The organism is Variovorax sp. CAN15 (assembly GCF_030462475.1).
Classification (GTDB): Bacteria; Pseudomonadota; Gammaproteobacteria; order Burkholderiales; family Burkholderiaceae_C; genus Variovorax.
The window spans coordinates 177,800-191,287 of record NZ_JASMRZ010000003.1 but is presented as its reverse complement, the minus strand read 5'-3'; the positions used below and the strand labels follow the sequence as shown (position 1 = coordinate 191,287).

General features: G+C 66.6%; 10 protein-coding genes. 5 read left to right on the top strand and 5 right to left on the bottom strand.

Annotated features, from left to right (window positions below):
• Positions 1-38: 38 nt before the first annotated feature.
• Entirely contained in the window at positions 39-173 is a 135-nt protein-coding gene (rpmH, locus tag QMO14_RS04215) for a 50S ribosomal protein L34 (protein ID WP_007834827.1), read from the bottom strand.
• Positions 174-491: 318 nt separating this feature from the next.
• Here rpmH and dnaA point away from each other — a divergent pair, with 318 nt between their 5' ends.
• The 3 genes from dnaA to gyrB all read left to right on the top strand — a co-directional run bounded on the left by dnaA (position 492) and on the right by gyrB (position 5,834).
• Positions 492-1,871: a chromosomal replication initiator protein DnaA gene (gene dnaA / locus QMO14_RS04210; RefSeq protein ID WP_301504738.1), complete on the top strand. Its 1,380-nt coding sequence runs from the start codon at positions 492-494 to the stop codon at positions 1,869-1,871.
• A gap of 100 nt (positions 1,872-1,971) precedes the next feature.
• Entirely contained in the window at positions 1,972-3,078 is a 1,107-nt protein-coding gene (dnaN, locus tag QMO14_RS04205) for a DNA polymerase III subunit beta (protein WP_301504736.1), read from the top strand.
• 134 nt (positions 3,079-3,212) lie between these two features.
• Entirely contained in the window at positions 3,213-5,834 is a 2,622-nt protein-coding gene (gyrB, locus tag QMO14_RS04200; RefSeq protein ID WP_301504734.1) for a DNA topoisomerase (ATP-hydrolyzing) subunit B, read from the top strand.
• A gap of 87 nt (positions 5,835-5,921) precedes the next feature.
• Here the strand turns inward: gyrB and QMO14_RS04195 are convergent, their stop codons facing one another.
• The 4 genes from QMO14_RS04195 to QMO14_RS04180 all read right to left on the bottom strand — a co-directional run bounded on the left by QMO14_RS04195 (position 5,922) and on the right by QMO14_RS04180 (position 11,532).
• Positions 5,922-6,377, bottom strand: a complete 456-nt coding sequence (locus tag QMO14_RS04195; protein WP_301504733.1) for a DUF2846 domain-containing protein — start codon at positions 6,375-6,377, stop codon at positions 5,922-5,924.
• 180 nt (positions 6,378-6,557) lie between these two features.
• Positions 6,558-7,292: an amino acid ABC transporter ATP-binding protein gene (locus QMO14_RS04190; RefSeq protein WP_301504731.1), complete on the bottom strand. Its 735-nt coding sequence runs from the start codon at positions 7,290-7,292 to the stop codon at positions 6,558-6,560.
• A 38-nt stretch (positions 7,293-7,330) separates the two neighbouring features.
• On the bottom strand, positions 7,331-8,578 hold the full coding sequence (locus QMO14_RS04185; protein ID WP_301504729.1) for a M20/M25/M40 family metallo-hydrolase: 1,248 nt from the start codon (positions 8,576-8,578) through the stop codon (positions 7,331-7,333).
• 5 nt (positions 8,579-8,583) lie between these two features.
• A complete protein-coding gene (locus QMO14_RS04180) occupies positions 8,584-11,532 on the bottom strand; it encodes an FAD-dependent oxidoreductase (protein WP_301504727.1) in 2,949 nt (982 codons plus the stop codon).
• A 108-nt stretch (positions 11,533-11,640) separates the two neighbouring features.
• Here QMO14_RS04180 and QMO14_RS04175 point away from each other — a divergent pair, with 108 nt between their 5' ends.
• Both QMO14_RS04175 and QMO14_RS04170 read left to right on the top strand, forming a co-directional pair.
• Positions 11,641-12,537 carry a dihydrodipicolinate synthase family protein gene (locus QMO14_RS04175; protein ID WP_301504725.1) on the top strand — a complete coding sequence of 299 codons (897 nt, stop codon included), beginning with the start codon at positions 11,641-11,643 and terminating at the stop codon, positions 12,535-12,537.
• 70 nt (positions 12,538-12,607) lie between these two features.
• Positions 12,608-13,441 (top strand): ABC transporter substrate-binding protein, encoded by an 834-nt coding sequence (locus QMO14_RS04170; RefSeq protein WP_301504723.1) that lies wholly within the window; start codon positions 12,608-12,610, stop codon positions 13,439-13,441.
• Positions 13,442-13,488 lie beyond the last annotated feature (47 nt).

The following is a 13,488-nucleotide window of genomic DNA, read 5'->3' as shown; positions in this document are numbered from 1 at the left end:
TGACGGGTCGGCTGCTGGCAACGGCAGGTGAGCTGCCGTCAGACGGCCAGGCGCTTGCGGCCCTTGGCGCGGCGTGCGTTGATGACGGCGCGGCCGCCGCGGGTCTTCATGCGGACCAGGAAGCCGTGGGTACGGGCGCGGCGGACTTTGGATGCTTGGTAGGTGCGTTTCATGGTGATTTCCTAATTCCCTGTTCGCGCTGGCCCTTCGCGCTTTCACATTTGAAAGCCTGAAGTACCTGCGAGGCGCCGGGGCGGGCGTGTTTCGGATGGCCCCCGAAAGACGCAAAGAGGTTTTCAGGGAAACCCGCAATTATCGCAAACATTGGCCCCCGGAACAATCTTCGAGCAGATTTGCGGGCCTTTCGACACACTTGCCGGCGTGTGGATAAGGTTTTGACAAGTTAGAATGCCGGGCGCCTTCCAGCAGAGAATATCCACAATACCTATACCAAAAAATGCCCGAGGGTCCCTTCACTTTTCCATACGCCCATGTCGACTGACGGCATCGGCGAGAGCCTCTGGCAAGCCTGCGTCGACCAACTCGCGCAGGAGCTGTCCGAGCAGCAGTTCAACACCTGGATCAAACCCCTGACGGCGCAGGTCGCCGACGACCTGTCGCGCATGACGGTGTTCGTGGCCAACCGGTTCAAGCTCGACTGGATCCGTGCTCAGTACGCCGGCAAGATCGCCGCCATGGCGGAGAAGATGTACGGCCAGCCGGTCGCCATCGAGTTAGCGCTTGCTCCTCGCGAAATCCCCGTGCGCGCTGCACCCATGGCCGTCATGGCCGAGACGGACGTGCCGCGGGATGTGGCCGGTCCGGGCGAGGAGCCGGCGGCCGCCGGCTTCAAGAACCGCCTGAATTCCGGCCTCACCTTCGACACCCTGGTCGAAGGCACGGCCAACCGCATGGCGCGCGCCGCGGCGATGCACGTGGCCGGCATGCCGGGCCATCTGTACAACCCGCTTTTCATCTACGGCGGCGTCGGCCTGGGCAAGACCCACCTGATGCATGCCGTGGGCAACCGGCTGCTGGCCGACAAGCCGGATTCCAAAGTTCTCTACATCCACGCCGAGCAGTTCGTCTCGGATGTGGTCAAAGCCTATCAGCGCAAGACTTTCGATGAGTTCAAGGAGCGCTACCACTCTCTCGATTTGCTGCTGATCGACGACGTGCAGTTCTTCGCCAACAAGGACCGGACGCAGGAAGAATTCTTCAACGCGTTCGAGGCCCTGCTGGCCAAGAAGTCGCACATCGTGATGACCAGCGACACCTATCCGAAGGGCCTGGCCGACATCCACGAGCGCCTAGTTTCTCGCTTCGACTCGGGCCTCACGGTCGCCATCGAGCCGCCCGAGCTCGAGATGCGCGTGGCCATCCTGATCAACAAGGCGCGCGCCGAATCGGCCGAAATGCCGGAAGAGGTGGCCTTCTTCGTCGCCAAGAACGTGCGCTCCAACGTGCGCGAGCTCGAAGGCGCACTGCGCAAGATCCTCGCCTACTCGCGCTTCAACCAGAAGGAGATCTCGATCGCCCTGGCGCGCGAGGCGCTGCGTGACTTGCTGTCGATCCAGAACCGGCAGATCTCCGTCGAGAATATCCAGAAGACGGTGGCCGACTACTACAAGATCAAGGTCGCCGACATGTACAGCAAGAAACGCCCGGCCAGCATCGCGCGGCCTCGGCAGATCGCGATGTACCTGGCCAAGGAGCTCACGCAGAAGAGCCTGCCGGAAATCGGCGAGCTGTTCGGCGGGCGCGATCACACGACGGTGCTGCACGCGGTGCGCAAGATCTCGGGCGAGCGCCAGCAGCTCACCGAACTCAACCAGCAGCTCCACGTGCTCGAGCAGACGCTCAAGGGCTGATCAGTCGGGAAGAAGCCGGATGTCATCGGGGATGCCCCCCGCGACAGCGGAGAATGGCACCTTACATGCTGATTCAAAGAGATAGGAAGAGGAAGAAGACATGATCGTTTTGAAGGCAACACAGGACAAGGTCCTCGCCGCGCTACAGTCGGTGGCGGGCATCGTGGAGCGGCGTCACACCTTGCCGATCCTGGCGAACGTGCTGATCCGCAAGACCGGCGGCCAGTTGCAGCTGACCACCAGCGACCTCGAGATCCAGATCCGCACCACCGCCGAGCTCGGTGGCGACGAAGGCAGCTTCACCACCACCATCGGCGCGCGCAAGCTGATCGACATCCTGCGCACCATGCCGGCCGACCAGACCGTGAGCCTCGAATCCAGCGCCAGCAAGCTGGTACTCAAGGGCGGCAAGAGCCGCTTCACGCTGCAGTCGCTGCCCGCCGAAGACTTCCCGCTGGTGCAGGAAGCCGCCAACTTCGGCCCCGTGTTCAGCGTGCCGCAGAAGACGCTGAAGGACCTGCTCTCGCAGGTCTCGTTCGCGATGGCCGTGCACGACATCCGCTACTACCTGAACGGCATCCTGTTCGTTGCCGAAGGCAAGCAGCTGAGCCTGGTGGCCACCGACGGCCACCGCCTGGCCTTCTCGTCGGCCACGCTCGACGTCGAGGTGCCGCGCCAGGAAGTGATCCTGCCGCGCAAGACCGTGCTCGAAATGCAGCGCCTCTTGTCCGACGCCGAAGGCGCCATCGAGATGCAGTTCGCGAACAACCAGGCCAAGTTCAGCTTCGGCGGCATGGAGTTCGTCACCAAGCTGGTCGAAGGCAAGTTCCCCGACTACAACCGCGTGATTCCCAAGAACCACAAGAACACCGTCACCCTGGGCCGCGCGCCGCTCTTGGCCAGTCTGCAGCGCACCGCAATCCTGACCAGCGAGAAGTTCAAGGGCGTGCGCCTGAACATCGAGCCGGGCACGCTGCGCATCGCATCGAACAACGCCGAGCAGGAAGAAGCCCAGGACGAACTCGACATCGACTACGGTGGCGACACGATCGAAATCGGCTTCAACGTGACCTACCTGATCGACGCGCTGTCGAACATGGACCAGGACATGGTCAAGCTGGATCTGGCCGACTCCAACAGTTCGGCCTTGTTAACCATCCCCGAGAACGCATCCTTCAAGTACGTCGTGATGCCGATGCGTATCTAGCAGACAGACCCCGAAGCGCCTTGCGCACACAGCCCGCGGCCCTCCGCGGGTTTGCGCTTTCAAGAGGCGGCGAATTGAGCTTTTGAGAGCCCGAAAAATCACGTGAATGCCGTGAGAGACAGAGGAATATCCGAATGAGTGCTGAAGAAAACAAGCCCGAAGTGCCGCACACCGAGCCCGTCTACACCCCCGAAGTCCAGGTCGTGCCGCCGGAGGACATCCCCGCGGACACCAGCTACGGTGAAGGCTCCATCACGATCCTCGAAGGGCTCGAGGCCGTGCGCAAGCGCCCCGGCATGTACATCGGCGATACCTCCGACGGCACCGGCCTGCACCATCTGGTGTTCGAAGTGGTCGACAACTCCATCGACGAAGCGCTGGCCGGCCACTGCGACGACATCGTCGTGACCATCCACACCGACAACTCGATCAGCGTCACCGACAACGGCCGTGGCATTCCCACCGGCGTGAAGATGGACGACAAGCACGAGCCCAAGCGCTCGGCCGCCGAAATCGCGCTGACCGAACTGCACGCCGGCGGCAAGTTCAACCAGAACAGCTACAAGGTGTCGGGCGGCCTGCACGGCGTGGGCGTGAGCTGCGTGAACGCGCTGAGCGTGATGCTGCGACTGGTGGTGCGCCGCGAAGGCAAGATCCATGAGCTCGAGTTCAGCCGCGGCTTCGTGCAGAACCGCCTGCTCGAGACGGTGGGCGGCGTCGAAGTCTCGCCCATGAAGATCATCGGCGACACCGACAAGCGCGGCACCGAGGTGCACTTCCTGCCCGACACCGAGATCTTCAAGGAGAACTCGGACTTCCACTACGAGATCCTCAGCAAGCGCCTGCGCGAACTGAGCTTCCTGAACAACGGCGTGCGCATCCGCCTGAAGGACGAGCGCACCGGCAAGGAGGACGACTTCTCCGGCGCCGGCGGCGTGCGCGGCTTCGTCGAGTTCATCAACAAGGGCAAGACCGTCCTGCACCCGAACTCGTTCTACGCCGAAGGCGAGCGCCCGGCCGACACCTACGGCGGCATTCCCGGCACGCACATCGGCGTCGAAGTGGCGATGCAGTGGAACAGCGGCTACAACGAGCAGGTTCTCTGCTTCACCAACAACATCCCGCAGCGCGACGGCGGCACCCACCTGACCGGCCTGCGCGCCGCGATGACCCGCGTCATCAACAAGTACATCGAAGAGAACGAGTTCGCCAAGAAGGCGAAGGTCGAAGTCACCGGCGACGACATGCGCGAAGGCCTGTGCTGCGTGCTGAGCGTGAAGGTGCCCGAGCCCAAGTTCTCGAGCCAGACCAAGGACAAGCTGGTGTCCAGCGAAGTGCGCGCGCCGGTGGAAGACATCGTCGGCAAGCTGCTGACCGATTACCTGCAGGAACGCCCGAACGACGCCAAGATCATCTGCGGCAAGATCGTCGAGGCCGCCCGTGCCCGCGAAGCCGCCCGCAAGGCCCGCGAAATGACGCGCCGCAAGGGCGTGCTCGACGGCATGGGCCTACCCGGCAAGCTGGCCGACTGCCAGGAGAAAGATCCGGCGCTTTGCGAGGTCTACCTGGTGGAGGGCGACTCCGCCGGCGGCTCCGCCAAGCAGGGCCGCGACCGGAAGTTCCAGGCCATCCTGCCGCTGCGCGGCAAGATCCTGAACGTCGAGAAGGCCCGCTACGAGAAGCTGCTCACCAGCAACGAAATTCTCACCATGATCACCGCGCTGGGCACCGGCATCGGCCGTGCCGGCGCGACCACCGCGGGCGGCGGCGCGGACGACTTCAACGTCGCCAAGCTGCGCTACCACCGCATCATCATCATGACCGACGCCGACGTCGACGGCGCCCACATCCGCACGCTGCTGCTGACCTTCTTCTACCGGCAGATGCCGGAGCTGGTCGAGCGCGGCCACATCTACATCGCGCAGCCGCCGCTGTACAAGGTCAAGGTCGGCAAGGAAGAGCAGTACCTGAAGGACGGCCCCGCGCTCGACGCCTTCCTGCTCAAGGTGGCGCTGAAGGACGCGCGCATCGAGACCGGCGGCGCCAGCTCGACCACGCTCAGCGGCGACACCCTGGCCGAACTGGCGCGCAAGCACCAGGTGGCCGAGGCCGTCATCGCGCGCCTGCGCAACTTCATGGACGCCGAGGCGCTGCGCGCCATCGCCGACGGCGTGGCGCTCGACCTCGACACCACGCCCGCCGCCGAGGCCTCGGCCGTGGCGCTGCAGGCCAAGCTGCGCGAGCTCAACACGACCGGCGTGCCGGCCGAGGTGAGCAGCGAGTTCGACGCCCGCACCGACAAGCCCCTGCTGCGCATCAGCCGCCGCCACCACGGCAACGTCAAGAGCAGCGTGCTCACACAAGATTTCGTGCACGGGGCCGACTACGCCGCGCTCGCCGAAGCCGCCAACACCTTCCGCGGCCTGCTGAGCCCCGAAGGCGCGCTGGTGAAGCGCGGCGAGGGCGAGCGCGCCAAGGAAGAAAAGGTCGACGACTTCCGCCAGGCCATGAAGTGGCTCATCGGCGAAGCCGAACGCGCCACCTCGCGCCAGCGCTACAAGGGCCTGGGCGAGATGAACCCCGAACAGCTTTGGGAAACCACCATGGACCCGAACGTGCGCCGCCTGCTCAGGGTGCAGATCGACGATGCGATCGAGGCCGACCGCGTGTTCACGATGCTGATGGGCGACGAAGTGGAGCCGCGCCGGGAGTTCATCGAGCAGAACGCGCTGCGGGCGGCGAATATCGACGTTTGATTCTGTTGTGTAAGCACGCTGCAGCGGCCAAGTCGCCAGCAGCGCGCATTGAACCCGCTCTCTCGCGTGAGAGCGGGTTCGGACGGACTACTTGCTGCAGGTTCCCGGCGTAGCGAGACCCAAAGCCGCCACCGCCTTCTTGCCCTCGGCCTCGGGCATCACTTCAAGGTTGGCGCCGCCCACGAAAGCGCCCATCTTGATGTATTGGCGCACGAAGTAGTTCTTGCCCGTCTCGAACATCAGCTTGAGCGTATTGGGCGAGAACTCGGATTCCGTCGCGATCTCGTGCTCCTTGCCGCCTGCGACCTCCGTGCGGAAGAACACATCGGGCGCCGACTCGCCGAGGCACTTTCCGTCGACCCAGATGTCCTTCTTGAGCGCCTTTCCGACAAAGCTGTCTCGATAGACATAGAGACCGGAATTACCCGCCGACGGTGGCGAGAATTTCTTGGCCTGCGCCGAGGCCTCCGCACTTTCCATCTTCACGGAAGCACAACCCGTGAACAGGACAGACATCAAGGCAATAACTGCGATTTTTCTCAAGATCCCTCCGATTGAGTAATTGAACTTGCTTCACGCCGAAGGCCGCCGAGGCCGATTCGGCCGACGCAATGTAACAGTCAATCACCCTTGTGAAACAAGAAGTGTCTGCCCGGCACCACTCACATCGGGATGAAGCTATGGGGATCCGAGAACTACCGCGCTCCACCGGAGCACCCAGCCTCAGTGCTGCAGGATCTTCGAAAGAAACTGCCGCGCGCGGTCGGACCGCCCCGCGGGGTTGCCGAAGAACTCCTCCTTCGCGCAGTCTTCGACGATGTGGCCGCGGTCCATGAAGATCACGCGATTCGCCACCTTGCGGGCGAAGCCCATCTCGTGGGTGACGCACATCATCGTCATGCCTTCGCGCGCAAGCTCGACCATCACGTCGAGCACCTCGTTGACCATCTCGGGGTCGAGCGCGGAGGTGGGCTCGTCGAACAGCATGGCGACGGGGTTCATCGCGAGCGCGCGGGCGATGGCCACGCGCTGCTGCTGGCCGCCGGAGAGCTGACTGGGAAACTTGTGCGCATGGGCGCGCATGCCCACGCGCTGCAGCAGCGCCATCGACGCGGTGCGGGCCTCGGAGGCGGAGCGCTTGAGCACCTTGACCTGCGCGATCGACAGGTTGTCCTCGATCGAGAGGTGCGGAAACAGCTCGAAGTGCTGGAACACCATGCCCACGCGGGCGCGCAGCTTGTTGAGATCGGTCTTCGGGTCGCCCACCGACACGCCGTCGACGCTGATGCTGCCGCGCTGGAAGGGCTCCAGCGCGTTGACGCACTTGATGAGGGTGGACTTGCCCGAGCCCGAAGGCCCGCAGACCACCACGACCTCGCCCTTGCGGACCTGGGTGGTGCAGTCGGTCAGCACCTGGAAGGCGCCATAACTCTTGTCGACGTGGCTGATTTCGATCATGTTGCGTCTTCCTCTTTTCTTCTCCGGTGCAGTCCGGTTCAGCGTGTCAGCAGCCGGTGCAGGGTGTTGGCGACAACGCGCGTGGCCTTGCGCAGTTCGTCCAGCGGCACGCGCTCGTCGGCGCGGTGCCCGTTGGCTTCGAGCAGCGATTCGGGGCCGGCGCCGTACATCACGGTGGGAATGCCGGCCTCGCTGTAGAGGCGCGCATCGGTGTACAGCGGCACGCCGATCGGCGTGACCGGCTTGCCCATGACTTCGCTGGCCTCGCGGCACACCAGCGCGGCGAACTCGTCGGCGCCAGGCGCTGGCGCGAAAGGGCGGGCCAGCAGGATCTGGCGGATTTCCACCGAGATGCCGGGCAGCGGGCGGCAGGCCGACTCGATCACCTCGCGCAGTTCGGCCTCGACGGCTTCGGGCGATTCCTCGGGCACGATGCGCCGGTCGATGCGCAGGCTCAGCACGTCGGACACCACGTTGGTGTTGATGCCGCCGTCGATCAGGCCCACCACCATCGTGGGATGGGTGATGCCCGGCGTGCGCGAGGGGCGGCCGGCGAGGCTGTCGCGGTAGCGGTAGAGCGCGGGCAGCAGGGTGGCCGCGGCCTCGATCGCGTCGTGGCCGGTGTCGGGCCGCGCGGCATGCGCCGAGGTGCCGCGCACGACGACTTCGAGGTGCAGGCAGCCGTTGTGCGCCACGACGACATGGTGCGAGAAGGCGGCGGAGAGCACGAAGTCGGGCCGGCTCAGGCCCTTGGAGAGGATCCATTCGGGCCCCGTCATGCCGCCGGTTTCCTCGTCGTAGGTCAGGTGCAGCTCGACGCTGCCGGCCAGCGGCGTGCCCGAGGCCGCGAGCTGCTTGAGTGCGCGCATCGCGAAGGCGTAGGTGGTGAAGTCCGACTTCGACACGGCGGCGCCGCGCCCATAGAGCCAGCCGTCGCGCACCTCGCCGCCGTAGGGATCGACGCTCCAGCCCGCGCCGGGCGGGACCACGTCGCCGTGCGCGTTCAGCGCCACCACCGGGCCGTCGCCGAAGCGTTCGCGCACGATCAGGTTGGTCACGCTGCGCATGCCGTGCGCGGCCGCGAATTCGGCGGGTACTTCGTGGCGCTCCACCGTGAAGCCCATCGCCTCGAGCAGGCGGGCGGTGAGCTCGGCGTGCGGGGCGCAATCGCCGGGCGGGTTGTCGGAAGGGCATCGCACCAGCTCGGCGAGGGTGCGGACCTGTTCGTCGAAGTGCGCGTCGATGAAATCGCGCAGCGTGTCGCGCGGGGAGGTGGTATCGGTCATGGCGATCAGAGAAAGCGGTCGATGAGGAAGGGGCTGATGTCGATGTCGGTGCGGCCGCGCACGATGAGGTCGGTGACCAGCCGCGCGGTGATGGGAGCGAGCGTGTAGCCGTTGGAAGTGACGGCGTTGTAGAAGCCGGGGCGGCCCGGCACTTCGCCGAGGATGGGCGCGCCGTCGATGTTCACGTTCATGCCGGCCCAGCAGCGCACCATGTGCAGCCCGCGCACGGCCGGCAGCACATGGCCGGCCACCCAGAGATTGCCTTCGATGCTCTCGCGCTCGGCGCGGTTGAGGCGCATGCCTTCGTTGAAGGCGGCCGTCCAGCCGCCGCCGACGATGAGGCCGCCGCTGGCGGCCTGCTTGAGGCTCAGGTGCCGATCGGCATGCGCGACGAGGTGGTTGACCAGCGGCGGCGCAGGCTCCGTCACGATCATCTGCAGCGGCGCGCCCTTGACGGGGATGTTCACGCCCAGCATGCGGCCGACCGCACTCGACCACGCGCCGCTCGCATTCACGACGCGCCCTGCGTGGATGCTGCCGCGCGATGTGCGCACGACGAAGCCGCCGCCTTCGCCCGGCAGCGCTTCGATGGACTGCACGTCGCAGCCGCGCAGCATGCGCGCGCCTTGCTGCTGGGCACGCCGCGCGACCGCGTAGGTGGCGCGCAGCGGATTGATCTTGCCTTCCATGGGGCAGAGCTCGGCGCCCAGCAGCTGCCCGGACAGCGCGGGCGAAAGGCGCCGCAGCTCGGCGCCGTCGATCACCTGCGCATCGATGCCGTGGCTGCGCTCCAGCGCGGCCTTGGCTTCTAGAAAACGCATGCCGGCTTCGCTGTCGGCCACCATGAGGCCGCCGGTGATCTTGATTTCGAGGTCTTCGCCGCAGTCGGCCTCGATCTCCTGCCACAGGCGCACCGACATCGGCCCGAGCGGCAGCGTGGCCGCGGCCGGACCGCCGCCTTCCTGCGCCTTGGCGCCGAAGTCGAATGAGAGAAGCTGCACGTGCAGGCTGCCGGCGTTGGCGCCCGAGGCCTGCAGGTTGATGTCGTCGCGGTCGGCCACCGTCACGTCCTGGCCGGCCTTCGACAGGTAGTAGCCGAGGCAGGAGCCGAGCACGCCGGCGCCGATCACCAGCACGTCGGTGCGCAGCGTGGTCTCGAACGGCGCCTGTTCCACCGGCCGCGCGAGATTGGGCGTGATGGCGGGCTTGTGGCCGCCCCACTCGGGTTTCTCGAAGCCGAGCGCGCCGGCCGGCACCGGCTTGGCGGGCGGGCGCGGGGCGAAGTACTGCTCGACCTGCGGCTGCCGGCCGGTCATCTCGGTCAGCAGCCGGCCGGCGGTGACGGCGCAGTAGCGCGCCTGGCAGCGGCCCATGCCGAGGCGGGTGTTGCGCTTGAGCGCGGCCAGCGTGTCGCTGCCGGCGCGGATCTGCTCGCGCACGGAGCCGAAGGTGATTTCCTCGCAGCGGCACAGCAGTGTTTCGTCGGGCACCACCGAGAGGTTGACGGGCGGCGGTGCATAGATCGACCACAGCGCCTGCTGGAAGCATTCGGCACGGTGCAGTTTTTCCGTCGCCTCGCCGGGCTCGGGAGCCTGCAGGCCGAGGTTGCGCGCCACGGCGGTGCCGGCCAGCGTGCCGCGCGCGAGCGCGACGCGGGAGCCGCCGAGGTCGGCACCATCGCCCACCACGTACACGCCGGGCAGGCTGGTGGCGCCGTCTTCCTGCGTGACGGTTGCGAGGTAGCCCAGATGGCGGGGCGCGAGGCGGTGCTCGCAGCCGAGCATGCGCGCGAGTTCGGTGGAGGGGATGAAGCCGTAGCCGAGGCAGAGCGTGTCGGCTTCGAGGCGGCGTGCCGTCGTGGGCATGGCCTGGCCCCGGGCGTCGATCTGCGCTACTTGCACCGCGTGCAATCCGGTGGAGCCTTCGGCGGAAACGACGGCGTGTTCCCACAGCACAGGCACCTTGTGGGCGCGCAGTTTTCGCAGGTAGCGCCAGCCGTCGAGCAGCAAGTCGGGGGCCGTGCGCGCCGCGGCCAGCAGATGGCGCCATTGCTTCGGCGAAGGGCGCGGGGCCGATTCCAATACCGCGACGACTTCGGCGCCGCCGGCAAGGAACTCGGCAGCGAGCTGCAGGTTGAGCGGTCCGTTGCCGGCGATCACCACACGGCGGCCGGGCGCCACGCGGTATGCGCGTGCGAGCGTCTGGCCGGCGCCGGTGGTCATCACGCCGGGGAGGGTCCAGCCGGGGAAGGGCACGGGGCGCTCGTAGGCGCCAGGGGCGATGACGAGTTGCCGGCAGTTGATGGCACAAGCTCGTCCGTCGATGAGCGCGGCGACTTCGCGTGGAGAGAAGGCTGCCCAGACCTGTGCGCCCTGGGCAATGGCGACACCGGCGGCGCGGACTTCGTGCTCGAGCGCGAGGCCTTGAGCGAACTGGCGGTCGGCCGGGGAGGGCGCCGAGTGCGAAGGCGCGAGCGGCTTGTAGAACTGGCCGCCGGACTGCGGGCGCTCGTCGAGCACCAGCACGCCCGCACCGGCGCGGCGTGCGGCGAGCGCGGCCGAAAGGCCGGCCGGGCCCGCGCCGACGACGAGCACGTCGACCTGCCGGCGCTCGGGTTCGGCGCCGGCCTGGGGGGTGAGCGGCTGCAGCGGGTCGTCGGGCGTGCCGGCGGGTTGTGCCGAACGCACCTGCTGGCCATCGGCCACCTTCGTGAGGCAGGCACGCTGGCTGGATTGCCCGTCGACGGTGACCAGGCAGTCGAAGCATGCGCCCATGCCGCAATAAAGACCCCGGCGCTCGCCGCCGCGGGTGTGGCGCATCGCCTTGATGCCGCCAGCCGCCAGCGCCGCCGCGATGGTTTCACCCTCCAGGCCCTCGACGGGCTGACCGTCGTACCAGAAGCGCACGGGGCGCCCGGCCGGGGTAATGGAAGGGTGGGTCAGTCTGGCGCTCATGGTCAGTGCGAAGGAAGAACGTCAACTTACGGTTGACGCGCCAGATTGTATACGTATACTCAACGTATACATATACCGAATCGCCCGAATTTTTCCCAAGGACTGCCCATGACAGCGTTCCGCGGCACCTATACGGTGCTCATCACCCCCATGACCGCCGACGGCAAGCACGTGGACGTGCCTGCGCTCAAGAAGCTGGTCAACTGGCAAATCGAGGAAGGCATCCACGGGCTGATCCCCCTGGGGAGCACCGGTGAGTTCCTCTCGCTGACGCCCGACGAGCGCCAGCTGGTGATCGAAACCTGCGTGAGCACCGCTGCAAAACGCGTGCCGGTCTTGATCGGCACCGGCGCGGAGTGGACCGACGAGTGCGTGCGGCTGAGCCGCGAGGCCGAGAACATGGGCGCCGACGGCGTCATGATCATTCCGCCCTTCTACAGCACGCCCACCGACGACGAGCTGTTCGAGCACTACCGCAAGGTGGGCGAGGCGATCGGCATTCCGATCATGGTCTACAACAACCCGGCCACCGCCAACGTCGACCTCAAGCCCGAACTGGTGGCGCGCCTCTCGCGCATCGACAACTGCAAGTACATCAAGGAGTCGACGCTCGAGGTCACCCGCGTGCGCGACATCATCGAGCTGTGCGGCGACCGCATGACCGTGTTCGCCGGCATCCTGGGCTACGAGTCGTTCTGGCTCGGCGCGCAAGGCTGGGTGGCCGTGTGCTCCAACCTCATTCCGAAGATGTCGGCGCGCCTGTTCGAGCTGGTGGCCGACGAGCGCGACATGCCCGCCGCGCTCGCGCTCTACAGGAAGATGCTGCCGATCGTGCGCTGGGTCGGCGGCCACCGCTATGTCGCGGCCTCCAAGGACGGCCTGTCGATGATGGGCCTGCCCGTCGGCAAGCCCCGCGCCCCGCGCCTGCCGCTGCCCGATGCCGACGCCGCCGACCTGCGCCGCGAGCTCGCGCGCCTCGAACTGCTGGACTCGATCCGCGCCTGAAGCGGCCGCCGGCACCTCGTTCTCCTTTTCCCCACCTCGTCGCCTCGATCCCTTCCTCAAGGACCACACCATGAAACTGCTCCCCGCTCTCGCGTCGGCAACGGCACTCTTCATCTCCTGCGCTGGCGCCGCGAACGCGCAGCAGGCCTGCAAGTCGCCCGTGCCCGACTCGGCCCTCGTCAAGAAGGGCACGCTGACCATGTCGGTGAACCCGACGCTGCCGCCGATGCAGTTCGTCGACCAGACCGGCGCGCTCAAGGGCATGCGCGTGGAGCTGGGCGAGCAGATCGCCAAGCGCCTGTGCCTCACGCCCGAGTACGTGCGCATCGAGTTCTCGGCCATGATCCCCGGCCTGCAGGCCGGCCGCTGGGACGTCATCAACACCGGCATCTTCTTCACCGACGAGCGCGCCAAGCTCATGCAGATGCTGGTCTACGAAGACCAGGCCATCAGCATCAGCGCCGCCAAGGGCAACCCGCTGAAGATCACGAAGCCCGAGGACCTCTCGGGCAAGAGCATCGGCGTGGAGCTCGGCGGCTTCGAGGAGCGCAAGGCGCGCGAGCTCGACAAGCAGCTCACCGACAAGGGCATGAAGGGCATGACCATCCGCACCTTCGAGAACTTCGCGATGGCCTTCCAGGCGCTGCGCGCAGGCCAGGTGGAAGTGGCGCTGTCCATCGACTCGACCGGCGCCGAATACCAGAAGCGCGGCGACTTCGAGCGCGTGCTGCACGGTCTGTTCCCCACGCCGGTCGCACTGGCCGCGCGCAACAAGGACCTGGCCGCCGCGATGGCCAAGGTCATGAACGACATGAAGGCCGATGGCAGCTTCCAGAAGCTGTTCGACCAGTACGGCGTGAAGGCCGCCGACGGCGCCGTGACGGTCAAGGGCCCGGCGAGCTGAGGGCGTGCCGCCGTCCGCATCACCATAGAGCAAGCAAGCGAAGGAAA

Excerpts from the sequence above, each read along its gene's own strand:
- dnaN (WP_301504736.1), top strand. The coding sequence starts at position 1,972 with ATGATCGTTTTGAAGGCAACACAGGACAAGGTCCTCGCCGCGCTACAG.
- dnaA (WP_301504738.1), top strand. The coding sequence starts at position 492 with ATGTCGACTGACGGCATCGGCGAGAGCCTCTGGCAAGCCTGCGTCGAC.
- QMO14_RS04170 (WP_301504723.1), top strand. The coding sequence starts at position 12,608 with ATGAAACTGCTCCCCGCTCTCGCGTCGGCAACGGCACTCTTCATCTCC.
- QMO14_RS04185 (WP_301504729.1), bottom strand. The coding sequence starts at position 8,578 with ATGACCGATACCACCTCCCCGCGCGACACGCTGCGCGATTTCATCGAC.
- QMO14_RS04190 (WP_301504731.1), bottom strand. The coding sequence starts at position 7,292 with ATGATCGAAATCAGCCACGTCGACAAGAGTTATGGCGCCTTCCAGGTG.
- gyrB (WP_301504734.1), top strand. The coding sequence starts at position 3,213 with ATGAGTGCTGAAGAAAACAAGCCCGAAGTGCCGCACACCGAGCCCGTC.
- QMO14_RS04180 (WP_301504727.1), bottom strand. The coding sequence starts at position 11,532 with ATGAGCGCCAGACTGACCCACCCTTCCATTACCCCGGCCGGGCGCCCC.
- QMO14_RS04175 (WP_301504725.1), top strand. The coding sequence starts at position 11,641 with ATGACAGCGTTCCGCGGCACCTATACGGTGCTCATCACCCCCATGACC.
- rpmH (WP_007834827.1), bottom strand. The coding sequence starts at position 173 with ATGAAACGCACCTACCAAGCATCCAAAGTCCGCCGCGCCCGTACCCAC.